The following is a 24,127-nucleotide window of genomic DNA, read 5'->3' on the forward strand; positions in this document are numbered from 1 at the left end:
TACTCGAGGACTTTCATCATGAAATCAGCATCCCGTACCTGGTTTATCACTGGTGCATCGAAAGGCGTCGGCCAGAAGCTCGTCCGTCATCTGCTTGAGCAAGGCCACCGCGTGGCCGCGACCTCGCGCACCGCAGCTTCGCTGACGGAAGCGTTCGGTCAGGCATCCGACCACTTCCTTCCGCTCGAAGTGGACCTTACCAGCGAACAGAGCATCCGACAGGCAATCGAGAAGTCCGTGCAGACATTTGGCGCCATCGATGTGGTCGTGAATAACGCCGGATATGCTCAGCAAGGAACGGTCGAGGCACTGTCCGAAGGTGAGCTTCGTCAGAATTTCGAAGTTAACTTCTTTGCCCCAGCGGCTGTACTGCGCCATGCGCTGCCGCATCTGCGCAGGCAGCGCAGCGGACACATCATCAACATCTCGTCGATTGTTGGCTACCAGGGCGGATATGCCGGCTGGGGCAGCTACGTTTCGAGCAAGTTCGCGCTGGCGGGTTTGACGGAGTCGCTGGCCGCCGAAGTTGCTGAACTCGGCATTCGCGCTACGGTGGTGTATCCGGGCCCGGTCCGCACCGACTTCCTGTCGAACGGGGCGCTGGCAGTGGCAAAGCGGCAGATCGACGATTATTCGGAGGCGAAGGCGTCGCTCGACCTGCACCTGGACACGCTGCACGGCCATCAGGCGGGAGACCCAGACAAGCTGGCACTGCTGATCATCCAGGCAGCCAGTGTCGAGACACCGCCCTTGCATCTGTTCGCCGGCAGGATCGCCAACGACCTCGCAGCAGTCAAGGCCAAAGCAGTCGCTCAGGATCTCGACGCGTGGAGGGGCTCTTCCGAAGCCACCGACTTCGCGGACTGAGTCCTGGCGAAAGCCTCCGGTACTGAAGGAGGCGCTGGTGCTTACCACCGGCTAGTTCATTTCTTTGGTGCTGCAACAGCCATAGGCTGTTGCGCCCTGCGACTACCAGATGCGCTCTTTTGCAATCGCATTTGTCTCAAGGAACAGGAACCATGAGAAACGAAACGTCAAAAGTATGGCTCGTGACCGGCTGCTCGACTGGTTTCGGGCGCTTTATCGCTGAACATCTTCTCAATAGCGGCGATAAGATCGTCGCTACCGCCCGCAAGTCGGAAACGATCGCCGAATTGCAATGGAAGGGGGATGCGATTGTTCTACCCTTGGATGTCACAGATCGGGAGCAGTGCCGGAAAGTGGTCGAAGCCGCAGAAGCACATTTCGCCCGGATCGATGTTCTGATCAACAATGCGGGTATCGGCTTTTTCGGAGCGGTGGAAGAAACCGCGGAATCCGACGCGCGGCGACTGCTCGAGGTAAATTTCTTCGGCACTGCAAATATGATTCATGCTGTGTTGCCCGGGATGCGCGCGCGCCGCAGCGGAATGATCGTCAACCTGACTTCGATCGGCGGAATGGTCGGGTTTACGGGCGTCGGTTACTACTGTGCCAGCAAGTTTGCCGTGGAGGGACTGTCGGACACGCTCCGCAAAGAGGTCGAACCATTAGGCATCAAGATCATGACCGTCGAGCCAAGCGGCTTTCGAACGGAATGGCCGAGTTCCTCAGGTGAAGCTCAAACTATCATCGAAGATTATGACCGCACGGCCGGCGACGCTCGCCGCGCTTATCACGCCTCGGTAGGGCACCAGCGGGGCAACCCGGCGCGTGCTGCCGAAGCAACTCGAGAAGCAGCGCTTGCCGCCCAATCGAGCTCGAGAGTCTTATGACCAACCGCGAGTCCCGCATGAGCGCGGAAAGTCGATACTTTCATTTTGGGCACCTACTGACATGTTCAGACGACGAAGCAGCTTTTTGTCGGATCTTGGTTCCCCCCGGTTTTTTTGCAAGGACCTGCGCGCCCGTCGTGACAACGCGCCAGACGGCCATTTCAAAAGAGAAGTGAAACATCGCCACAATATTGGCGTTCTAATGAGGTTTCCGAAAAGTCGACACTTTATTGTCTCGCTGAGGATTCCCTAGAATTTCATTCTGAGCATGAAGCCCAGCGTGAATGGGAGATCGCTCGACGGTATCGGCGGAATCAGAATGATATTCGCGCCGACGTGCTTGTATTCGAGCATGATGAGCGGCGCGGCCACGGGCCCGACCATATGGTTATGCCCGATGCCATAACTGCCGTAGTCGTAGCCGGAGATGAGGCCGGCCATCACGGCGAGCCTGATGTAGTTCCAGTGAAGAAAGTCCGGGCCCCAGACGCCGCCGCCATAGAACGATGGCTTCGACAGCGAATTGCGGAAGTAGCCGCCCGTTACCGCCCATTGCGGCGCGACCCAGCATTCCGCGCCGATGCCGGGATTGAACTGCTCGAAATCCTTGTCCGGATGAAAGTGATGCGAAGCGACCATCGCGTCGATCCAGAGGCCGTCTCCACACCAGCTCGCGTGCGCGGCTGGTGTCCAGGCCGACGCGGCGACGGCGACGGCCGTCAACACGTGCGCGCGGAAGGTTCGGAAACGGGACAGCCATGTGCGCATGGGTTCTCCGCCGTCGCGCGCAGGCGATGGCGCCTTTTTTGAGATGGAGGTCGAGGCGAACTCTACCTGATCGCCGCATTTTTGTGTGTGCTGACGAAAAGCGCGTGACGGCTTGCGCACGCTTTCATGATCTCGGCGAAACTTGTCGAAATTTTCTTGTACGTGTATCCGAGGCAAAGCGCGATGAACGTTTATAAGTGTCTCGTTCCTTTTCTGGCGGCGGCCGCGCTGACGGCGTGCACGCCGCTGCAGGTCGTTACGCATCATGTGTCGTCGAGCGAATCGAGCGTGCCGCCGGGACGTTATCAGCTCGATCCGCATCACTGGAACGTAAGCTTCGACGTCGATCATTTTCACTACTCGCGCTTCGTCATCCGATTCGACAGGACAACCGCGCAACTCGACTGGAATGCGGACGGCATGTCGCGAAGCTCGGTGCGTGCGACCATCGACGCGTCGAGCGTCAACACCAACGTGCCGCTACTCGACCGCATGTTGAAAGGGCCGGACATGTTCGATGTCGAGCGGTATCCGAGCATCGTTTTCGTCAGCACGGCTTTTCAGCGCACGGGCGACGACAAAGGTGTATTGACGGGCGACCTGACGATACGCGGCACGACGAAGCCCGTTACGCTGAACGTGACCTTCAACGGGCATGCGGTCAATCCGCTTACGAAGCAGGAAACGCTGGGCTTTTCAGCCGATGGACATTTCAGCCGCGCGAAGTTCGGATTGACGACGTGGTATCCAGCCGTCGGCGACGATGTGCACGTCGCCATTCAGGCCGAATTTTCGAAAGCGCCGGCTGTTTCTGCTCAATGACAAGCCAATGACGAGCAGCGTTCAAGCTGCGGTCCAGTCGAGCACGACCTTGCCGCTGTTCCCGGAGAGCATCGTGTCGAACGCCTGCTGATAGTCGTCGACGGCAAAGGTGTGTGTGAGGATCGGCGATAAATCGAGGCCGCTTTGCAGCATCGCGACCATCTTGTACCAGGTCTCGAACATCTCGCGTCCGTAAATGCCCTTGATTTCGAGTCCCTTGAAGATCACCTGATTCCAGTCGATCGCGGTCTGTGCCGGCGGAATGCCGAGCAGCGCGACCTTGCCGCCGTGATTCATCGATTCGAGCATCGCCGTGAATGCGCTCGGCACACCCGACATTTCCAGACCGACGTCGAAGCCTTCGGTCATGCCGAGTTCGCTCATCACGTCACGCAGGTTTTCGTTCGCAACATTGACCGCGCGCGTCGCGCCCATCTTGCGGGCGAGTTCGAGGCGATAGTCGTTGACATCGGTGATGACGACGTTGCGGGCGCCCACATGCCGCGCGATCGCGGCGGCCATCACGCCAATCGGCCCGGCGCCGGTAATCAGTACGTCTTCGCCGACGAGATTGAAGGAAAGCGCAGTGTGCGTCGCGTTGCCGAACGGATCGAAGATGGCGGCGAGATCGTCGGAGATATCGGGCGGAATCTTGAATGCGTTGAACGCAGGAATCACGAGATATTCCGCGAACGCGCCTTCGCGGTTCACGCCAACGCCGACCGTGTTGCGGCACAAGTGACGACGGCCCGCGCGACAGTTGCGGCAGAAGCCGCAGGTGATATGGCCTTCACCGGACACGCGATCGCCGATGGCGAATCCGCGCACTTCCTGACCCATCTCCACGATTTCGCCGACGTACTCGTGCCCGACATGCATCGGCACAGGAATTGTCTTCTGTGCCCAATCGTCCCACTTCCAGATGTGGATGTCGGTGCCGCAAATCGCTGTCTTGCGGATCCGGATGAGAACGTCGTTGTGGCCGACTTCGGGCCGCTTCACGCGCGTCAACGTGAGGCCGGGTGCGCGTTCGAGTTTGGCGAGGGCTTTCATTGCGTTTGTTCCTGACGTGTGGTCTTCGTGGTGCTTCTTCGAAGGTCGAGGGCTCGTGGCCCGTTCCTCGTGGTTTATGCGCATAAAGTCCGCGGTGCTGCTCAGCGGATGACGCCGAGCGAGCGGCCGACGCGCGCGAACGCATCGACTGCGCGATCGATCTGTTCGGGCGTATGCGCCGCACTCATCTGCGTGCGGATGCGCGCGCGTCCCTTGGGTACGACGGGGTAGGAGAAGCCGATTACATAGACGCCTTCTTCGAGCAACGCATCGGCCATCTTCGAGGCGAGTTGCGCGTCGCCGAGCATGACCGGGATGATCGGATGTTCGCCGGGGACAAGGTCGAAGCCGAGCGAGGACATCGCGCGGCGGAAGTGCGCGCCGTTCTCGCGGACACGCCGGCGCAATGTCGCGCCTTCAGCGCTGTCGAGCAGTTCGAGCACCTTCAGCGATGCCGCCGCGATACTCGGCGCCAACGAGTTAGAGAACAGATACGGCCGACTACGCTGACGCAGCAGGTCGGTGACCTCCTTGTGCGCGGCGACATAGCCGCCTGATGCGCCGCCGAGCGCCTTGCCGAGCGTTCCGGTGATGATGTCCACGCGATCCAGTACGCCGCAGTGCTCCGGCGTTCCGCGTCCGCCTTCGCCGATGAAGCCCACGGCGTGCGAGTCGTCGACCATCACAAGCGCGCCGTAACGGTCGGCGAGATCGCAGATCCCGGCAAGGTTCGCGATGATGCCGTCCATCGAGAAGACGCCGTCGGTCGCAATCAGTTTGAAGCGTGCGCCGGCGGCGTCGGCTTCCTGGAGGCGCGCCTCGAGATCCGCGAGGTCGTTGTTCTTGTAGCGCAGACGCCGCGCCTTCGAAAGCCGCACGCCGTCGATGATGCTGGCGTGATTGAGCTCGTCGCTAATGATGGCGTCTTCCTCTGTCAGCAGCGTCTCGAAAAGGCCGCCGTTCGCGTCGAAGCAACTGGAATAAAGAATTGCGTCGTCGGTGCCAAGAAATTGCGCGATCGCCTGCTCGAGTTCCTTGTGCACGGTCTGCGTGCCGCAGATGAACCGTACGGACGCCATGCCGAAACCGTCGGCGTCGAGACCAGCCTTCGCGGCCTCGATGAGGCGGCGATCGTCCGCAAGACCGAGGTAGTTGTTGGCGCAGAAGTTCAGCACGCCGCTTCCGTTCGCGAGCCGGATATCTGATGACTGCGGGCTTGCGATTACGCGCTCCGTTTTATAGAAGCCTGCAGAGCGAATTTCGTCGAGTGTCGAACGCAGATGGGAGAGATATCGGTCTTTCATCGCAATCCTTTGTTTGGCCTGATCGTGGTGTCCGGCCGCGCAGTGCGCGCGAGCGGCCCTTAGCCCTGTTATAGTGCATTCATCGCATCGGACACGTTCGATATTTCGAACTTATTTTCGATATGCCGAACACTTTAAGGGATTGATCGATTCATGGCAAGCACGGTTTCGGAAGGAAAAACAGGCGACCTCGCGGGGGCCGGTGCGACGCCACCGCGCGTCGGAGAGATCATTCAACGCTTGCGCAATGAACGGAAGCTGACGCTCGACGATTTATCGCGGGCGGCCGGCGTGTCGAAGTCGATGCTGTCGGAAATCGAGCGCGACAAGGCGAATCCGACGATTGCGGTCGCCTGGCGACTGACCAACGCGCTCGGCATCAGTCTGGATCAATTGTTCGCGCAGCAGAGGCCGGTCGAAGCAATCCGCGTTGCCGGGCCGCACGAAATACCGACGTTGACCGGCGATAACGGTGGTTATCAGTTGCGTGTGTGGGGACCGATAGAACTAGCGGGCAAATTCGAATGGTATGAACTCACACTGCAATCGGGCGCCGCGCTCACGTCGAACGCGCATGAACCGGGGACGCGTGAGCACGTGACGGTGCTAAACGGGACGATCGAAGTGGATGCGTCGGGTTCGACGCGTCGGCTCAAAGCGGGAGAAACGGCGCGCTACGCGGCGGACGAAGCGCATGCGGTCCGCAACGTCGGACGCGCGGAAGCCAAGGCGCTGCTCGTGGTGATTCACGGCTGACGCGTCCGCGGCAACTTTATGCGCACAAAGCCCGCGACAATAGTTCACCCGCAATGAAAAACGGGACGCGCATCGGAGCACGTCCCGCCGGAAACGGCGCCAACGTCGCGGCGCCGAAACGCCCGTCTTACGGGTTCTTCTTCACAGTGTCCTTCAGATCTTCGCGCGCATCGCCCACGCCTTTCTGGACCTTGCCCGCAGCCTGTTGCAGATCGCCCTTGGCTTCCTGAGCCGTGTCGCCAGTTACCTTCCCGACGCCCTCATTGATCTTGCCCTTGACCTGCTTGCCGACGCCTTCGACTTGATCCTTATTCATCTCAGTTCTCCCGTGGTTTGCAGCGGTGTTGGCCGCGCGGTGCCGTCGAACGCACGCAGTAGCGTCTGCGCGTTCAGCTCGGAAGATTTCCCAAGCATGGTTCCACGATGCGCTTCGACGGCCGGCACGCATAGCAGCGAATGTCTGAATCGCACGTAGGCGGAATCGCACATACACCCGGGTCGAGTAGCGCGACGCTATTTTCATTGCAACAAGTACTGTATGTTTATACAGTATAATGAGACCGGTTGGGAAAAGGGGTGAATCATGGAGTCGAATGGCGAGAACCTGAGCAGGCGGCAGTTTGCCCGCGCCGTGCGCGACCTGGAGCGCATCACGCGTCAGATCGCAGGGCGTTACATCGACAAAGGCGTGCCGTTGACCTGGCGGCTATTGCACGCAATCGAGGCCGAGGCCGTCGCGGACCTCGGGTTTGCCGGACGGCACGAAGCCGCATTGCGTGAACTGTTTGCGCGTCCCGACGACTTTCATTTCCCTGAGACGGACGACGTAGTCGATGTTGCATCGTCCGACGCGTTGCCCGCCGTTTTCGCTTTCGCCGTAGACGCTTACGAGCGCGCAGCCCGACAAGGGCAACCGCGGGCGGTCATCGGCGCGCACTGACGTGGCACCCGGGGACGCGGCGATGCCGACGTCCCCGGTTCCATCTCACCCGGCATCGAATAGCTTCAAGGCGCAAAGTCGGCCGACATGTCCGCATCGGAACGCGCTTCGAGCTTGCCGTTCCGACACGCGGCACGAAACACCTCGTAATCCTTCTCCACCTGATCCGCGTAGCTCCGCCCGTAACGCACCAGCACTTCGGCCATGCGATCGCTGTTGCCGAGATAGCCCGAAATGTCCGGCGCGCGTCCGCCTGCCTTCGCGTGCGCGCGGGCAAGTGCCCAGCCGCAAAGCGCGGCGTATTCGCGAAAGGCGTCGTCGCTCAGGTTTTCGAGTTCGGCGGAAATTTTCATGTCGCGCAACTGACGGATGTACAGCGTACGTCCGAGCGGCCCTGTCGCCCAGCCGAGGAACGGGTCCGTGGCCGCCTGCATCAGACGTTGACCATGAACGACGCGCTGTCCATCGTGCCCGGAATGGTCCACGTCTCTCGCGTGCTTCGCGTATCTCGCGACAACCGACGTCGATGCTTCCTTCATCTGCAAAAAAAGCGGTTTGTCGTGGTGGTCGGTTAGCAACAGGACGAAGCAACGCGTGCCGACACTGCCCACGCCTACCACCTTGAACGCGACGTCCTGCAGCGCGAATTGCGACAGCAGCCTCGCCCGCTCCGGCGTCAGCGTGGCCACGTACTTCAGCATGAGCGCCTCGAAAATCTCGTCGCGCCTGCCTTTCAGCGTCATCCAGCCATCGTTTTTGTCGATCAGCGTGCTCTTGCCCTGAATGTGGAATACGGCAGGCGGCGCATCGCGAATGCGCCAGGCGTCGCAGGTCCGTTCCGCGAGCTTCGGCAGCATCGTCTCGTGCGTGCGGCGCGACGCCCGGTCGATGCCGCGCTTGATGCGCCGCCGCGCGTCCTCGCTCTGCAGCGTGTCGTGCATGCGATCGAAAGTGATGCGCTCGTACCAGAGATCGAGCACGCTCATTTCGGCGTACTCGCGCAGATGCGTCTGATAGCTGCGCGCGGCGCGAAAAGCGAACTCGTCGGCGGCAAGATCTCCGTGGCCGAGATGCCGACCGGCGATCGTGAAGCTCGCAACGAGCCGTTTCAGATCCCATTCCCAGGGTCCGGGCGCGGTTTCGTCGAAGTCGTTGAGATCGAAGATGAGCGCGCGCTCCGGCGTCGCGAAGCCGCCGAAATTGGACAAATGACAGTCGCCGCAAATTTGAATCGCGATGCCGCTGTCCGGCGTGGTGGCCAAATCATGCGCCTGCAAAATGGCGCTCCCGCGATAGAAGGTGAACGGCGAAACCAGCATGCGGCCGTAGCGCAAAGGGATCAGCGCACGCACGCGGCCTTCGCTGCTTATCCGCAAGAGCTCGATCGGATCGCGGTCGATGTCGCCAATCGCCTCTTGTGCGCTTCGCGGCGTGCGCTCGCGCGCGGCGCGTCCCGTTGCACGGCGTTGCCGCCAGGATAGCTGGGGCATCACTCACTCCATTTTGCTCTTGTGCTTGCGGGCGGAAGGAAGCCGTATCGACGACAGTAGTGACCAAACGCACCGGCGGCAAGACAGTGTTCGACACTTTTGCGAACACCTCTGCTTGACGTTCCGCGCGTGAAGCCCGACCCTGTGCGCAGTGCAACACAGTGCGCAACGCGCCTTCCGAACACTATGCCGAACACTCCCGATCTTTTTGACCAACAGCGCGCCGACTGGCAGGCCGATCCGCACGCCGCTTTCGATGCATGGCTCGCCCAGCAGTCGTTCCGGGCGTCATCGGCGGATGTGTATCGCGCGCAGTGGGGCAACTTTCTCGAGTGGCTGGCCGCGAAGCGCGCGACGCTGCATACGGTGCAACGTCCCGTGATCGAGCAGTTCGTCGCGCAGCTGGACATCCGACGTCCGCAACGCATGCGCTATCTGAGGCTGATCGAGCGCGTGCTGGATCATGTGCGCGAGGTGGAATCGGCGGCGACGAATCCGGCGCGATTCATCGCTCAGGACGGCAACGCGGCATGGCGCAAAGCGCGCGACAACGAGCCGACCGGGTTTCTCACTCACGACGAGCGGGCGCTGCTCGTCGCGCATCTGTTTTCGCCTATGGGCGCGATGCCGGCCGGGCAGCGCTGGCGCGAGCGACGCGACCGGGCGCTGGTCGCCGTGTTTCTGGGCGGAGGCGTGAAAACGGGCGAAGCGGCGCAATTGACCGTCGACTGCTACGCGGCGGGCGCGCCGTATATCACCGTCGATGCGTCGAACCCGCTGTTGATCCGGCAAGCGCGGCTTGCGCCGTTCGCGGTCGAATTGCTCGACAACTGGATCAGCGAGCGCAAGACGGCAGATCTAGCGGGCGAGCTGCTGTTTCCGGCCGCGTCGTCCGGCCGCCACATGCACAAGGCGACTATGCTGCGCGCGATCGACGCTGTCGTGGCCGCGTCCGGCATCGCCGCATCACGCGTCGCGCGAGCGAGTCCGCAGACGCTGCGCAACACGTACGCGGCGGAACACTTCGAAGACGGAACGGACCCCGAACGCGTCGGGCAATGGCTCGGATTTCAGCAGACGATCTCCGTGCATCGGCTGCTCCGTGCATGGCAGGATTGGATGGGTGAGCAAATACGGGAGCGGGATCTCGCTCAGGCGCGCGTTAGCGGAACGCCCGGCGGGGATTTACACACAGCCGTCGACGATCCCGAAAACCCTCACCTTTGACCCGATACGCCCGCGAGACGGCTCTCACGATGCGCTGACACGCGCCGAGCGGATAAAGCCGTCGACAGCCGCGAGCTTGGATGACGCTGCACCCGATGTCCGCTCGCAGTTCGGGCAGGAGAGTTCGTATTCGTCTTCGTGGCGCTGAAGTTCCGGTTCGCCCGTTTCGCACGCCGGACAGGCGGGGGGCGCCACGACGTGCGCATCCACTTGCGTACCCAGTCTGGCGATTTCGACGGAACTCAGGCGACCCTCGGCCGCCAGCGACGCAATCAACGCACCGACTTCAGCGCTGGCCCCGGACTGGACACGCTGAGCGTCGCGCTCTCGAACGAGCGCATCGATTTCGTCGGACTGCGCCCGCACTTGCGATTCGAGCCGATCCGCGCGACTTCTTGCAGCGCTAAGTTGTTGAATGAAATCAAATTCCTTCTGGCCTGCTTCGCGCGCGCCTGCCTGATAAGTAGCTGCCATGCCGCGCAAGGAGTCGAGCTCGACCAGCATCGGGTGAACGCGTCGTTCAGCTTCCTTGATTGCGTCCTTGATCTGCTGGGCGTAGTGCTCGGTGTTCTGGCGCAATTCGGCTTGCAGTTCGTCGACCCGGTCGCGAAGCCGCGCAGCCGACTCTTGCTCCTGCTGCAGGCGCGCCGCCAGGGTCTCGTTTTCCTTTTCCCAACGCGCGATGACCTCGCGTAGACCGGCCTGAGCGCCCGATCCCTCATTGCGCAGCGCCTTCAGTTCGGCTTCCAGGGCGGCGATCTGTGCAGCGTTGGCTTCGGCGCGTGCCTCCGCACGCTGATGGGCCTGCTCGATCGCCTCGCGACGAATGTTGGCATCCCGAACCTGCGCCTGCGCGGCCTGGACGGCCGCGTTGAGACGAGCTTTGTCGTCGTCGAGAGCTGCGAGTGCGAGTTTTTGAGCCTCGTCATAGAGCGCCGCCAGCAGTTCGCCTGCGCGTTGCTGCAACACCTCCGGCATCGCGCCGGCGTCGATGCGCACGCGCAGCGCCGTGCGCAGGCCCGCCCAAAAGGCTTCGATATCTTTGGGAATGTCGCTCGCGCTGCCCGTCTGTGTGAGTTCGCGGACGGTGGTGACTGAAGGTCGTATGCCGAGGTCGAAGAAAAGCCGCTTGCACGCGTGCTGAGAAAGATCTTGCCGTCGGGCGCCTGCGGTACGCATCGCTTCGATTTCCTGACGCAAGATGTCGCGGGTGTGCTGATTCATGTCCGAGAATAAGCCGTTCAACATAACGATCATAACGTTTTACGTGTTGAACGTTATGAAAATGGTTTGTTGATCTGCACCAATGTCCCTGTCAGACCGCTTCCTGCCGTTTTAAGCATTCGAGCCGGCGTCGTCGAGGTTATTCGTGAAACATCCTGAGATTGTGGCTACAAGCCTATGATTTAGCAAGGGATTTACGATATATGCGTTTTCCGGGCGATGTTTCACGCGTTTTGTATCGCAGCTAGCGAAAGAGACTCAGTGGCGCTTGAGAGTATTAGAAGTAAACACCCTTGAACCTTGTTAACCCTGTTAACGCCGCGGTAAAGCCTTATCCCATAAGGCTTTGCGGTTGATCGGGTGAGATTGTACGGGAACTATGGTGAAGCTATTCGGGAGGGATCGGTGACGGGCTTCGGGACAGTCAGTGAGCACCTGCGGGAGGGATCGTGAGCGGATTCAGGGAGCGTGGTAAACATCTAGGTGAGCGTATTCGGGAGACTAATACCCTGTCGGCGTTGCTATACGTGAATCCTCTCATGCCCAGCAATTGGGGAAAGGTGAGGATTCTAGGGAGGCGGCTAGATGGGGTGTTAACTACATGTATGAAGTAATAATTCCCGACAGGTGAGCGTTTACAGGAAAGGTTCGGGAACGAAGGTGAGTCTTTTCGGGCGAATGTGCAACATTGCGCTGCTCCCTGGTGTAGTTTTGATCGAAGAGTGAGCTTTTTCGGGAGTAATGGACTGGCGGCCGGGGGTGTTGAGCCGCAAGACTGCCCCTCGCGACCGAAACTTTCAGGCTCGACGATGTAAGGTGAGCATTTTCGGGAAGAGACAGCGTAGTACTGGCGAACGTTCTGTAGGAAAAGTACCCAGTTTATGGTGAGGAAATCCGGGATGTCACTTTGTCGAGTTGGATGGAGAGCGAGCGCCGCCGCTTCGTCCTGATGTCGTAACTCCCGTGAAATCAGATAGATAGGCCGAGGCCCGCGTGGTTGTGATGAGGGATGGTGAGCAAATTCGGGAGCGGCTGGTACCGCTAGTTTTCTGTAGCACAGCGTCAAAAGGTGAGGCTTTGCGGGAGCCGGTGTCCGCATAGCCACGCAGTGAAAGCGAGATAGGTGCCCAAAAAGGCGCGTTTTTCCGACGGCGACTCGCAAAGGTGAGCCTTTGCAGGAGCCCGAGGCCGTGCTTTTTGGTTCTTGCGCGCGCTTCAAGACTCAGTCGGTGAGCATTTACGGGAGGTTATTCCGTTGTGCGGACGCCGGGATAGGGCCTCGGCGTACATATAACGTCCGGTCCACCCGACTCGAAGGTGAGAGTTTTCGGGACGTCTTGCTGGGCTGGACGCAGAGTGAAGAGCGTTAGCGCTGGATTTGCACCTCAACCGTCACAATCGCGTGCTAGTTCATGTTCAAGTGCCGGAATGTCTCTCGCGTACCACACCTCATAATGCGCCAAAAAAATCGCAGGTGAGTGTGTTCGGGACCTGCGTTCGGACGTTGCGGGCACTTCCAGAAATCCCCGCATTTCGTTTACCCGTGCGGGCAGTGCTTATATGAGATGAACCCGATTGGTGAGCGGTGAGCGTTTACAGGAGCGCACCGCAGTGAGTCGAATGATTCGGACCAACCTCACCCCTCTATGGTGAAGTCGCCCCTATAGACGCGGTTCACCCCGATGGGTATCCTTGCTCGCAATATCGATCCTGACCATCTCATGGCCACCAAGCGCGCAAAGAAGACCGACGTAGTCAGCCCGAGCTCGGCGGAATTGCGCAAGGCGGTCGAGGCTATTGCGATTCAACCGAAGAGCGGCAAGATCACGCTGCTCACCCGAAAGCTCTTCAATGTGCTCCTCGCAGTCGCTCAGCAGGCTGACGACGCTGGCGACACGTATCGCGCGCTGTTATCGGATATCGTCGCGAACTCTGCGTTCGACTCGAACGATACCGCACTTGTCAAAGAGCATTTGCGTCGCATGGTGTCGGTGCAGGTCGAGTGGAGTACCGGCACGTCGAGCCAGAAGCCCGGTCGGAAATGGGGCATTTCGACGCTGATCGCCGATGCGGAAATTCTCGAAGATCCGACAACACGTCGCGTATGGGTCGAATTCTCTTTCGCGCCCAAAATCAAAAAGAAGCTGCTGGATCCCGTCCAGTATGCGCGACTAAGCCTGCAGTTCCAAAGCCAACTGCGCAGCAGCGCTGGCCTTGCACTCTACGAAATCTGTGTTCGCTACTTGACCAATCCCAGTCATCTGACGATGCGCGAAACGTGGGAGTGGTGGCGGCCGATCCTTTCCGGTACGCCCGACACCGAAGCCGGCGACGAAGCCAAGCGCGAATACAAATACTTCAAGCGCGATTATCTGCGCCCCGCGATTGCCGAGGTGAATGCGGTAACCAACATCTTCGTCGAGTTGGTCGAACATCGTGAAGGGCGGCGGGTCGCTGAAATTCAGTTCCGCGTCACCGAGCGCAAGCAGCCGATGCTGGCGCTCGACGAACATCCGAACGTGTTCGACAGTACGCTCGTTGATCGGATGGTAAAGATTGGCATTCCATTGAAAGACGCGCAGACACTTTACGCAGACAGCGAGGAAAACCGCATCCGCGCGGCGCTCCAGATGACGGAGCAGCGCATGCGCAGCACAACCCTACCGCCGGTTCGCAGCGCAGCGGCTCTTTTTAAGGACGCGCTCAAGAAGGGCTATGCGCCGCCTGTAGAGGCACTGCCCCCCGCAACGAGCGGTACGGCGGTGCGCACGCCAGCGACCGCTTTTGCCGCCGACGATCTCAAGGCCCGCTTGCTGAGCGAGTTTTCGGCCTACCGCCGCAAGGAAGCGCGCGTGCTGTACGACGAGCAAGGTGAGGAAGAACGGGAGATCGCGCGCCAGTCTTTCGAGGAGGATGTGCTTCCGGGGCTGGGCACGCATATGCGCGACGATTGGCGCAAGCGCGGACTGGATTCCAAGCTCGCGGAGACATCCTTCTTCGACTGGTTGGCTCGAAAGACATGGGGCGAGCCTACGGATGGCGACTTGTTGGCATTTACGCTGAGTCAGTCGCGCTGACCGCTTCGCATGCACAGTGATGCCGCAGGCGCCGCTGCAATACTTTCAGAATGAATCGTGAGACAAGAACGGCCGCCGAAGAATCAGTTCCGCGGCCATTCACTGCGTTACTTTTCGGCGTCGGAAGGCTGAAGCATGAGCTCGATCTGATGCAGCAACGCATCGCGCTTGTCCCGCGACAAGCCCCGCAAACGCAGTTCAAGACGATCTTCACCGTATGACTTCAGATCGCCGACTGCGACGCCATCCAGCTTGATCTCGAGACGCTGCGCATAGCGCTGACGGCTCGGTGTCTTCGGTGTTTCTTGAGCGCTCGCACGACCTTTGACGATATCGGCGACCTGGCGGGTGCTCAGATCGTCCGACGTGATCTTGTTGATGAGCCGCAACGTCGCGTCGCTGCCGCGCGCCGCATGATAGCGGGCGATCTGATAAGCCATGTTCGAGCCGAACCGGTCCGGCCGCGCGACCATCTCGTGCATGACGTTCTCGGGAAGCTTCGCGATGGATAGCGCCACGGCGATTGTCGATTCATCCAGACCGAGATGGTCGGCCAGTTCGCGCTGACTCTGGAAGTGCTGCTCGTCGAGGAAGCGCCGCCAGACTACGGCGTTGTCGAACACGGTTTGTGAGTCGCGTTGAACGTTGAGGTCGTAACCCAGCTTGTAGCTCTGAATGCCAATCGGCAGGTCGACGACCACCGCCTTGACCGTTTCCTTGTTCGCCTCTTTGAGCGCCCGTACGCGGCGACCGCCATCGCTGACGAAAAACGTTCCCGGGCTTTCGTAGTCAGGGATGACGTGAATCGCCTGCTGTTGCCCCTGCTTCGCGAGATTGACGGCCAATTCCGCAATCGAGGTCTTGAGATAGAAATGGCGCGGATTGAACGGACTGGGTTTGATTGACTTGAGCGGCAGTTCGATCACTTGGCCCGTCGTATAACGGTTAGCGCGCCGCCACGCGCGATATTCATCGGACTCCGGTCCGGTATTCACGTCGGCGGGATCATCGGCGACGAAAGCGCTCGATCGGCCATTCGCGGCAGCCTGCCCCACGTGCTGAATGTCGACGATGCCATCGATTGCATTGAGACGATCGAGCGCCGTGCGCTTCTCACTGCTTGTCGAATCGGGGCGAGCCTTGAAGCCCTTTGCAAACTGAGACGGTTTCATTCAGGGTCCTTTATGCGCATAAAGTCAGGACAGCATGGCGAGGATCTCGTCCGCCACGGCGCGGATCTCCGCTGCCGCGAGACGCGACCCGCGATCGCTCATTTGAAGGACGGTCACACCGAGTGCCATCGCCTGCTTGTAGCACTCGCGCGTGGGGATTTGGGTTTTAAGCAAAGGAAAGCCGAGCTCTTCGAGCGCGACTTTGAGTTCGCGTGTGAGCATGCGCTTCTCTTCCGTCTTGTTGAGCAGGAAGACAGCGCGCAGATCTTCGTTCATCACCTGTGCTTGTTGGACGAGCTTAACCAGACCGACGCTTGACCAATAATCCGCAGGCGACGACGAAGTCGGAATCACGGCGACGCTCGCCGCGAGCAGCACGACGCCGGACACTTTCTCGGTGATCGACGGTGGGCAATCCACGACGATGATGTCGTAGTCGTTGACGAACTTCTTGATCTCGCGGTGGATCTGTCCTCCCGCTTCGGAGAGATTGACGACCGGAAACGGAATTCCGCTTGCGCCGTCCGATGCGGCGCTCGACCAATGTACCAAGGTGTTCTGACCATCCGCGTCGACCACCAGCACACGCTTCTTTTTTTCGTGAAAGGCCGCACCGAGATGCATCGCAATCGTGCTCTTGCCGACGCCACCCTTCTGCTGCGTGATCGCTATGATTTCCGCCGCCACATTTCGCTCCGGATTTTGAAGTTCGTTGAATTTTACATTGGCGTAGTTTTTTTTCCAGTGATAAACAGCAACAAAGCGGGTCGGTTAGCCATTCGGCCGAGGTTTATGCGCATAAAGTACGGCGCGCGGGACCGGTCCGACGCGGCCAAGTCGGTGAGACGGTCATCGGACTTTATGCGCATAAAGTCCGCCCCGGCGACGTTCGATCTCAGTCATCCTCCCCAAAACAAAATCGCCTATCCTAAGCGCTGTCACAACTGCCGCTCGTGCCGGAGCCGCCATGACCGTTCGCAATCTGGATATTCTTTTCGCGCCGAAGTCGATCGCTATCGTGGGGGCCTCGTCGCGTGCAGGGAGCGTCGGCGAGATGGTATGGGCGCGTATCCAATGCGCCGGATTCAAAGGTTCACTGTGGCCGGTCAACCCGAAGCACAAGTCGCTCGATGGCGAAACCGTGTATGCGGACGTCGATGCGTTGCCCGAAGCGCCGAACGTCGCCGTGCTGTGCACTCGACCGCACACATGGCCGGGGCTCGTCGAGCGCCTGGGCCGACGAGGAACGAAGGCCGTCGTAATCGTCGGCGAAGCAAAGCAACGTGGCGGTTCGTCGTCATTGCAAGACAAGCATCAATCGTCCGCCGCCGAGGCGGATGAATGGACCGGTCGAACCCTTGCAGCCGCGCGGCCTTTCCTCGTGCGGATCATCGGGCCTGGAAGTCTCGGTGTAGTCACGCCTGCGATCGGCGCGTGTCTCGGCGCGCCCGCATGCAGTGTGAAATCCGGTGGCGTTGCGTGGGTTTCCGGATCGAACGCGTTGACAAACGGCGTGCTGGGCTGGGCGCGCGCACGTGGGCTCGGCTTCTCGCGCATCGTCGCGCTTGGCGATGAAGCCGATGTCGATTCCGGCGACATCCTCGATTACCTCGCGAGCGATGCATCGACGCGTGCAATCCTGCTCGCGATAGAAACTGTCCGGTCGGCGCGCAAATTCATGTCCGCCGCGCGCGCCGCCGCGCGAAATAAGCCCGTGCTCGTGCTTCGCAACGGCCGTGACGATCCGTTCGATCGTCTTTACGGGGCGGCCTTCCGTCGCGCGGGACTCGTCCGCGTCGATTCACTCGACGATCTGCTCGACGAAATCGAAACGCTCGGCATTGGACGCGTGGCGGCGAGCGATGTCGCGACCGTCATCACGAGCGACCGCGGCGTCGCTACCCTCGCGCAGGACGCGTTCGGCGCCGCGGGCGATGACCTCGCTCATTGGCCGGCCGCCGCCCGCGATGCCGTGGCCGCCGCACTGCCTCGCGCCCGTGCGGGCAACCCGCTTCTCCTGGGCGACGATGCCACGCCCGCCGATTTCGGCGCCGCGCTCGAGGCGCTCGCGTCGCATCGCGAAACCGGCACCGTGTTCGTCGTGCATGCGCCGACGCATAGCGCGCCCGTCGCGGACGTCGCGCGCACATTGATCGCCGAGCGGCGTCACGCCTATCGCGGATTGCTGGCCTGCTTTTTCGGCTGCGTCGATTCGGCCACGCGCGACGAACTGCACGCGAACGGCATTCCGGTCCACACGACGCCGCATCGGCTCGCTCGCGGCTTCGCGCGCCTTGTCAATTTCCGGCAAGGCCGCGAGTTGTTGATGCAAACGCCCGACGGCCTCCCCGCCGATATCCCAGAAGATATCGATGCCGCGCAATGCGAAATCCGCAGCGCGCTCGAAAACGGCATCACCGAACTGAATGGCGAGCGGGCGGCGCGCGTGTTCGCTCGCTTCGGCATTACGGTGAAGCCAGGGCCGCCCGACTCGCTCACGAGCGATGCCGTCGAAATTCAGGCGCGGCTTCTCAACCATCGCGTGTTCGGTCCCGTGTTCGAGTTCAAGGCCGAAGGCGCACTTGGACTTGCCGACGCGCTTCACGAGTTCGCGTTGCCGCCGCTCAACCCCGTGCTCGCACGCGATCTCGTCATGCGCTCGCCGCGCTCGCGCGAACTCCCTGCCGAAACGCTGCTCAATGCGCTGACCGCGTTGTCGCAACTCGTTTGTTATATCGAGGAAGTCGTCGCGCTGCGGCTCACCTTGCGCGTGACGCGCGATTCGGTCGCGGTTCACGAACCGCAACTCACGCTTGGCGCGCATCGCAAGCCGCTTGCAATCGTGCCGTATCCGCGCTGCCTCGAAGAGACGCTCGACTGGCGCGGCATGCGCGTCACCGTGCGGCCGATTCGCCCCGAAGACGAAGAAGCGCACGCGGCCTTCGTCGCCGCCAATACCGCCGAAGATTTGCGTCTGCGTTTCTTCGGCGCTGTCCGCAGCTTCGATCACTCGCAACTCGCGCGCATGACGCAGATTGACTATGACCGCGAGATGGCGTTGATCGTCACGCGGGCGAACGGCGAAGGGACAGGCGAGACGCTCGGCGTCGCGCGCGCGATCGCCGATCCCGACAACGAGACCGCCGAGTTCGCCGTCGCCGCACGCTCGGATATGAAGGGGAAGGGATTGGGATCGCTGCTGCTGTCGCGCATCATCGACTACGTGAAACAGCGCGGCACGCGCTGGCTGGTCGGCGAAGCCTTGCGCGAGAACGCCGGCATGATCGCACTCGCGCGCAATAGCGGCTTCGAGCTGACGAAGACCGACGATCCGACCGTCGTCGGCTTCAGGATGCGGCTGTGCGATACGCCAGCACAGCCGCGCGCCGATTAGGCCGCCAGTTTCGCGAGCGCTTCGTCGATCTGGGCCCGCGACAGCGAAAGCTCGTCGAGCAATGCTTCGGCGTACGTACTTCCCGTTTCCTTTTCGAGTCGCGCGATTGTCAATGCGCAACGCGACGTGTCCTTCAATGTCGCGATGAACGGCTTGACCGATTGGCCCGATGTGAACGCGTCGAAAAGCGGCACGCGGATGTCCTCGGGCAGCGCGCGTGACGTCCACTGATATGGCTTGCCGTTGTGCGTCAGCTGGGGTGGCAGCGTGCGCTCCTTCTTTGCGGCGGGAATCAGGCCGAAGGTGCGCGCCGCATCGCCGATCTGCTCGGCCGGGAAAAGCTCGTCGGGCGTGATGTCGAACTGCGCGATATACGTTTCTATCGCCTGCATCGCGGCCGCGCGATCGTCGCGCGTTTTCTGCGCACGGGCGACGATTTCGCGGAGCTCATCGGCTTCGTCGGACGTGATCGTGAAGTTCGCCTGCTTTTGCTGAAGCTCGGTGAATCGGAGGAATTCGGTGTCGGAGAGGAGTTTCGCCATCGGGAATGCGTTGAATTGAACACGGCCGCACGCGATCGCGGCGCGCCGGCTTTTTGAGAGGGCCGCCATTCTAACGCGTCGAGCGCGCCAGTCAGTCGTGCATCATCGAAAGCGATGCCGCGGCGTCTTTCAACAATGCCGTGACGTCTTCGATCGACGGCGCCACGTATTCGTCGATACGTCGCATATACGGGCAGGTGAGGGCGGCGATCGCCTGGCCGGATGGCCCGAGCAGCGGAAACGTCACGTCCGTCACGCCGAAGGTCTGCTGACTGTCCTTCTTCGAGTAGCCGAGTTCGCAAATCCGCCGGTAATCGGCGTCGAGCACCGCGCGATCCAGCGCGAGCTCGCCTTTGACCTTGGTGTGCTCCGCAAGCATGTGCTCGCGCTGCTCCTCGGTCTGAAAAGCGAGCATCACGCGGCCCGAGCCGGTGTCGATCAAACCGACGCGCGAGCCGAGCCGCACCGAAATGCCCCAGGTGCCGGGTCCATCCACTTGCGCGATGACGAGCAGATTGCCGCGATCGTAGACGGCGAGATGCACCGACTGCTCGGCCGAGTCGGCGAATCGCTGCATCACCGGCAACGCTTCGGCGATCAGGCGGTTCATCGGCGGATGCCGATGCGCGAGCGCATAGAGCTTGAGGCTCAGCGAATAGCGATCGCCTTCGGGCGAGCGCACGACGTACTGCCGCGCGACGAGCCGCTCCAGCATCCGATACATCTCGCTCGCGTTGCGCCCGAGCATTTTCGTGATTTCCGCACGCGTCAGTCCCGACTTCTGCTCCGAAAGCAATTCGAGGATATCGAGCCCCTTGTCGAGAGCGGGCGCGCGATAGCGGTCGGCGTCGTTGTCTTCCACGTCCATGGGCAGTCTGGGTCGGTTCATGAATTCGCGCCGAGTTTAAGCCTTCTGTCAGTCGGCGAATACCGGCTAGGGAAATTACCGACCGGTTTCGCCGCGCATCGTCCTTGACTTCAATTTGTGCGTATATGAATAATACGTTCACTGATGAATAGATGCACCGGCAGTTTCCGAAGCCCCACGTAGCAGTCACGAAGAACCGCACAAATCAGGAGACAGACGCATGAGAATCACGAAGACACTCGCCGTCGCCATTGCGGCGGCGGGCACCATCGGCCTCGCGCACGCCACCGAGAGCGGCAAGGTCGGCCTCGGCCTGCCGCTGCTGACATCGCCGTTCTGGCAGTCGTACAACAACTACCTGCCGAAATATGCGAAAGAAATGGGCCTAGACATCCTCGCGCCCGTCAATTCGAACGGCGACCCCGCGCAGCAGATCACCGACATGAACAGCCTGCTGAATCTCGGCGCGAAGGGCATTGTCGTCGGACCGCTGGATTCGGCGGCGATCAGCCGGGCGCTCGATGCGTCGTCTGCGAAGAGCGTGCCGGTCGTCGCGGTGGACGTTGCGCCGACCCAGGGCAAGGTCGCGATGGTCGTGCGCGCCGACAACCGCGCGTACGGCACGAAGTCGTGCGAGTACATCGGCGAGCACGTGAAGTCGGGCAAGGTCGTGCAGATCATGGGTGATCTGGCATCGGTGAACGGCCGCGACCGGTCCGAGGCATTTCGCGAGTGCCTCAAGAAATATCCGTCGCTGAGTCTTCTGGAGATTCCGGCAGCATGGAAAGGCGACGCCGCCGCGACCGCGCTCGACAGCCTGCTGACTGCGAATCCCGACGTGAAGGCGATCTACATGCAGGCAGGCGGCGTCTATCTGTCGCCGACGCTCCAGACGCTGCGCCGCAAGCAACTGCTCGTCAAGGCGGGCGATCCGAAACACATTGTGATCGTGAGCAACGACGGCATCCCGCAGGAATACGATGCGATCCGCCGCGGCGAAATCGACGCGACCATCTCGCAGCCCGCCGATCTGTACGCGAAGTACGGCCTCTTCTATATCAAGGCGGCACTCGCCGGACAGACCTTCAAGCCCGGCCCGACGGATCACGGCAGCACGATCGTCCAGCGCGCGCCCGGCATTCTGGAAGATCAGTTGCCCGCGCCGCTCGTGACGAAAGCCAACGTCGACGACAAGTCCCTCTGGGGCAACAGCATCAAATGAGCGCGCCCGTGGTGGAAGCGCTTGGGCTGACCAAGCGTTACGGTTCGACGGCGGCGCTGTCGGACGTCACCATGCGCGTTTTGCCCGGCGAGTCGCATGCGCTCGTCGGGCGCAACGGCGCGGGCAAGTCGACGCTCGTCTCGATGATCACAGGCCTGCGCCGTCCCGACGCCGGCGAGATCCGCTTCGGCGGCGAGCCTGCGCCGCCCCTTGCGGACCGCGACGGATGGCGCGAGCGCGTCGCGTGCGTCTACCAGCATTCGACGATCATTCGCGACTTGTCGGTCGCCGAGAACCTGTTCATCAATCGCCAGCATCGGCGCGGCGGTGTGATCGACTGGCGCACGATGCGTCGCGACGCGCGCGCATTGCTCGATCACTGGAAGATCGACGTGCGCGAAGACGCGCGCGCAGGCGACCTGACCGTCGAGGCGCGGCAACTGGTCGAGATCGCGCGGGCGCTGTCGTATGGCGCGCGCTTCATCATCCTCGACGAGCCGACTGCACAACTGGACGGCGACGAGATCAAGCGTCTCTTCAGGCGTATCGAAGAGTTGCAGACAGAAGGTGTCACTTTCCTGTTCATTTCCCATCACTTGCAGGAGGTGTACGAAATCTGTCAGGCGGTGACCGTATTGCGCGATGCGCGGCATATCGTCAGCGCACCGGTTTCGGCGCTGCCGCGCGACAAGCTGATCGAAGCGATGACGGGCGAACAAGGCGGTCTCGCCGTCGCCGATGCGGCGGCGCGCGCGCCTTTGCCCGCGGACGCATCGATCGCGCTTGCCGTGTCCCGCCTGTGCGGAGATGACTACGACGACGTCAGCTTCGACGTGCGACGCGGCGAAGTCATCGGACTGACGGGCGCGACGACGAGCGGTCGCACGAGCGTTGCGGAAGCCATCGCCGGATTGAAGGCGCAGCGCAGCGGCACGATTGCGGTCGACGGCCGCGCGCTCACGCCCGGCGACGTGCCCGATGCATTGGCGAACGGCGTCGGCTGCGTGCCGAAGGACCGGCATCGCGAGGGTCTCGTGCTCACCCAGTCCGTCGCGGAGAACGCGTCGATGACGATCGCGCGCACGCTCGGGCGCTTCGGCATCGCGTCGCCGGCGAAGAAGAACGCGTTCGGGCGCCGCATGATCGCGGCGCTCGGTATCAAGACGCAAGGGCCGGAGCATGTCGTGTCCGGCCTGTCCGGGGGCAATCAGCAAAAGGTGGTGATGGCGCGCGCGCTCGCGACCGATCCGGACGTGCTCGTGCTCATCGATCCGACCGCGGGCGTCGACGTGAAATCGAAGGAAGCGCTGCTCGGCGTCGTCGAACGCGTGCGCGAGGAAGGCAAGGCGGTGCTCGTCGTCTCCGGCGAACTCGACGACCTGCGCACCTGCGACCGCGTCCTCGTGATGTTCCGTGGCGCGATCGCGGCCGAATTTCCTGCCGGATGGCAGGACCATGAACTCATCGCATCCGTCGAAGGAGTGAGTCTCCATGAAGCATGACGTTTCCAGTCCCGCGATGGCCGGCGTGCCGATGCAACGCCAGCGCCCGCGCATCGAGCTCGCGCGGTTCCGCGATCTCGCGCTGCTGCCCGCGCTCGCGTTGCTGCTCGCGATCGGCGCGTTCGTCAGCCCGAGCTTTCTGACGCAGGCGAATCTGATCAGCATCCTCGGCGCGTCGGCAGCGCTCGCGCTCGTCGTGCTCGCCGAATCGCTGATCGTGCTGACGGGCAAGTTCGATTTATCGCTCGAGTCGACGGTCGGCATCGCGCCCGCCGTCGGCGCGATGCTCGTGATGCCCGCGGCGTCGGCGGGCTTCGGTCTCGAGTGGCCGGTTGCGGCGGGTCTCGCGGCGATCGTGGTCGTGGGCGCGCTGATCGGCTTCGTCAACGGCTTTCTGGTCGTGCGGCTGCGCCTGAACGCGTTCATCGTCACCCTTGCGATGCTGATCGTGCTGCGCGGGATGCTCGTCGGCGCGACGAAGGGCGGCACGCTCTTCGACATGCCGCCGTCGTTCTTCACGCTCGCAACGACGCTCGTGCTCGGCCTGCCGATTTCCGTGTGGCTCGCGGCGGCGGCGTTCGCGGCGGCCGCGTTCATGCTGCGCTATCACCGGCTCGGGCGCGCGCTGTATGCCATCGGCGGCAATCCGGAAGCGGCGCGTGCGGCGGGCATTCGTGTCGAGCGCATCACGTGGGGCGTGTTCATTCTGGGCAGTGTGCTCGCATCGATCGGCGGTCTGGTCGTCACGGGCTATGTCGGCGCGATCAATGCGAATCAGGGCAACGGCATGATCTTCACGGTATTCGCCGCGGCGGTGATCGGCGGCATCTCGCTCGATGGCGGCAAGGGCACGATGCTCGGCGCGCTGTCAGGCGTTTTGCTGTTGGGCGTCGTGCAAAACCTCCTGACACTTGCGCAAGTTCCTTCGTTCTGGATTCAGGCGATCTACGGCGCGATCATTCTCGGCTCGCTGATGGTGGCGCGAATCGCGGGTGGCGACACGCAAACTTGA

General features: G+C 61.6%; 21 protein-coding genes. 11 read left to right on the forward strand and 10 right to left on the reverse strand.

Going from position 1 to position 24,127, the window contains the following annotated elements; genetic code table 11:
• Positions 1–18 precede the first annotated feature (18 nt).
• Together NCT32_RS20745 and NCT32_RS20750 are read left to right on the forward strand one after the other, a co-directional pair.
• Entirely contained in the window at positions 19–867 is an 849-nt protein-coding gene (locus tag NCT32_RS20745) for an SDR family oxidoreductase (protein ID WP_061120420.1), read from the forward strand.
• Positions 868–1,019: 152 nt separating this feature from the next.
• On the forward strand, positions 1,020–1,754 hold the full coding sequence (locus tag NCT32_RS20750) for an oxidoreductase (RefSeq protein WP_250490502.1): 735 nt from the start codon (positions 1,020–1,022) through the stop codon (positions 1,752–1,754).
• A gap of 249 nt (positions 1,755–2,003) precedes the next feature.
• On the opposite strand, the gene NCT32_RS20755 is transcribed toward NCT32_RS20750, so the two are convergent.
• Positions 2,004–2,522 carry a hypothetical protein gene (locus NCT32_RS20755; protein WP_061120421.1) on the reverse strand — a complete coding sequence of 173 codons (519 nt, stop codon included), beginning with the start codon at positions 2,520–2,522 and terminating at the stop codon, positions 2,004–2,006.
• Positions 2,523–2,705: 183 nt separating this feature from the next.
• Between NCT32_RS20755 and NCT32_RS20760 the strand changes: the two genes are divergently transcribed.
• The gene (locus NCT32_RS20760; RefSeq protein WP_061120480.1) at positions 2,706–3,344 is read left to right on the forward strand and encodes a YceI family protein; all 639 of its coding nucleotides are present in this window, start codon (positions 2,706–2,708) and stop codon (positions 3,342–3,344) included.
• A gap of 21 nt (positions 3,345–3,365) precedes the next feature.
• Here the strand turns inward: NCT32_RS20760 and tdh are convergent, their stop codons facing one another.
• Both tdh and NCT32_RS20770 read right to left on the reverse strand, forming a co-directional pair.
• The gene (gene tdh, locus NCT32_RS20765) at positions 3,366–4,397 is read right to left on the reverse strand and encodes an L-threonine 3-dehydrogenase (protein WP_061120422.1); all 1,032 of its coding nucleotides are present in this window, start codon (positions 4,395–4,397) and stop codon (positions 3,366–3,368) included.
• A gap of 101 nt (positions 4,398–4,498) precedes the next feature.
• Positions 4,499–5,701, reverse strand: coding sequence for a glycine C-acetyltransferase (locus NCT32_RS20770; RefSeq protein WP_061120423.1), 1,203 nt, complete (start codon positions 5,699–5,701; stop codon positions 4,499–4,501).
• A 153-nt stretch (positions 5,702–5,854) separates the two neighbouring features.
• Here NCT32_RS20770 and NCT32_RS20775 point away from each other — a divergent pair, with 153 nt between their 5' ends.
• Positions 5,855–6,457 carry a helix-turn-helix domain-containing protein gene (locus NCT32_RS20775; protein ID WP_061120424.1) on the forward strand — a complete coding sequence of 201 codons (603 nt, stop codon included), beginning with the start codon at positions 5,855–5,857 and terminating at the stop codon, positions 6,455–6,457.
• A gap of 127 nt (positions 6,458–6,584) precedes the next feature.
• Here NCT32_RS20775 and NCT32_RS20780 read toward each other — a convergent pair whose 3' ends face one another.
• Positions 6,585–6,773 (reverse strand): CsbD family protein, encoded by a 189-nt coding sequence (locus NCT32_RS20780; RefSeq protein ID WP_061120425.1) that lies wholly within the window; start codon positions 6,771–6,773, stop codon positions 6,585–6,587.
• 267 nt (positions 6,774–7,040) lie between these two features.
• On the opposite strand from NCT32_RS20780, the gene NCT32_RS20785 reads away from it, so the two are divergent.
• Entirely contained in the window at positions 7,041–7,397 is a 357-nt protein-coding gene (locus tag NCT32_RS20785; RefSeq protein ID WP_086961411.1) for a DUF2471 family protein, read from the forward strand.
• A 65-nt stretch (positions 7,398–7,462) separates the two neighbouring features.
• On the opposite strand, the gene NCT32_RS20790 is transcribed toward NCT32_RS20785, so the two are convergent.
• Positions 7,463–8,887 carry a DUF2252 domain-containing protein gene (locus tag NCT32_RS20790; RefSeq protein ID WP_061120427.1) on the reverse strand — a complete coding sequence of 475 codons (1,425 nt, stop codon included), beginning with the start codon at positions 8,885–8,887 and terminating at the stop codon, positions 7,463–7,465.
• A gap of 186 nt (positions 8,888–9,073) precedes the next feature.
• Here NCT32_RS20790 and NCT32_RS20795 point away from each other — a divergent pair, with 186 nt between their 5' ends.
• A complete protein-coding gene (locus NCT32_RS20795; protein ID WP_061120428.1) occupies positions 9,074–10,114 on the forward strand; it encodes a tyrosine-type recombinase/integrase in 1,041 nt (346 codons plus the stop codon).
• 24 nt (positions 10,115–10,138) lie between these two features.
• On the opposite strand, the gene NCT32_RS20800 is transcribed toward NCT32_RS20795, so the two are convergent.
• Complete coding sequence (locus NCT32_RS20800) at positions 10,139–11,338, reverse strand: DNA-binding protein (RefSeq protein ID WP_061120481.1); 1,200 nt, start codon at positions 11,336–11,338, stop codon at positions 10,139–10,141.
• A 1,721-nt stretch (positions 11,339–13,059) separates the two neighbouring features.
• On the opposite strand from NCT32_RS20800, the gene NCT32_RS20805 reads away from it, so the two are divergent.
• Positions 13,060–14,415 carry a replication initiation protein gene (locus tag NCT32_RS20805; RefSeq protein ID WP_250490503.1) on the forward strand — a complete coding sequence of 452 codons (1,356 nt, stop codon included), beginning with the start codon at positions 13,060–13,062 and terminating at the stop codon, positions 14,413–14,415.
• Between the two features lie 107 nt (positions 14,416–14,522).
• On the opposite strand, the gene NCT32_RS20810 is transcribed toward NCT32_RS20805, so the two are convergent.
• Both NCT32_RS20810 and parA read right to left on the reverse strand, forming a co-directional pair.
• Complete coding sequence (locus NCT32_RS20810) at positions 14,523–15,587, reverse strand: ParB/RepB/Spo0J family partition protein (RefSeq protein WP_061120430.1); 1,065 nt, start codon at positions 15,585–15,587, stop codon at positions 14,523–14,525.
• A gap of 24 nt (positions 15,588–15,611) precedes the next feature.
• On the reverse strand, positions 15,612–16,274 hold the full coding sequence (gene parA / locus NCT32_RS20815; RefSeq protein ID WP_250477536.1) for a ParA family partition ATPase: 663 nt from the start codon (positions 16,272–16,274) through the stop codon (positions 15,612–15,614).
• Between the two features lie 280 nt (positions 16,275–16,554).
• Between parA and NCT32_RS20820 the strand changes: the two genes are divergently transcribed.
• Positions 16,555–18,981 (forward strand): GNAT family N-acetyltransferase, encoded by a 2,427-nt coding sequence (locus NCT32_RS20820; protein WP_061120432.1) that lies wholly within the window; start codon positions 16,555–16,557, stop codon positions 18,979–18,981.
• Here NCT32_RS20820 and NCT32_RS20825 read toward each other — a convergent pair.
• Together NCT32_RS20825 and NCT32_RS20830 are read right to left on the reverse strand one after the other, a co-directional pair.
• Entirely contained in the window at positions 18,978–19,523 is a 546-nt protein-coding gene (locus tag NCT32_RS20825) for a hypothetical protein (RefSeq protein ID WP_061120433.1), read from the reverse strand. The two genes, NCT32_RS20820 and NCT32_RS20825, sit on opposite strands and share 4 nt — an antisense overlap.
• 91 nt (positions 19,524–19,614) lie before the next feature.
• Entirely contained in the window at positions 19,615–20,391 is a 777-nt protein-coding gene (locus NCT32_RS20830) for an IclR family transcriptional regulator (protein WP_061120434.1), read from the reverse strand.
• 220 nt (positions 20,392–20,611) lie between these two features.
• Between NCT32_RS20830 and NCT32_RS20835 the strand changes: the two genes are divergently transcribed.
• Genes NCT32_RS20835 through NCT32_RS20845 form a run of 3 tightly spaced genes read left to right on the forward strand, consistent with a single transcriptional unit; the run spans position 20,612 to position 24,127 of the window.
• Positions 20,612–21,613: a sugar ABC transporter substrate-binding protein gene (locus NCT32_RS20835; protein ID WP_061120435.1), complete on the forward strand. Its 1,002-nt coding sequence runs from the start codon at positions 20,612–20,614 to the stop codon at positions 21,611–21,613.
• Entirely contained in the window at positions 21,610–23,115 is a 1,506-nt protein-coding gene (locus NCT32_RS20840) for a sugar ABC transporter ATP-binding protein (protein ID WP_061120436.1), read from the forward strand. Before NCT32_RS20835 ends, NCT32_RS20840 begins: the two co-directional genes overlap by 4 nt.
• Positions 23,105–24,127 (forward strand): ABC transporter permease, encoded by a 1,023-nt coding sequence (locus tag NCT32_RS20845; protein WP_250477538.1) that lies wholly within the window; start codon positions 23,105–23,107, stop codon positions 24,125–24,127. The genes NCT32_RS20840 and NCT32_RS20845 overlap by 11 nt, the downstream gene beginning before the upstream one ends.

Origin of the sequence: Caballeronia sp. INML2, from assembly GCF_023631365.1 — a bacterium.
Classification (GTDB): Bacteria; Pseudomonadota; Gammaproteobacteria; order Burkholderiales; family Burkholderiaceae; genus Caballeronia; species Caballeronia turbans.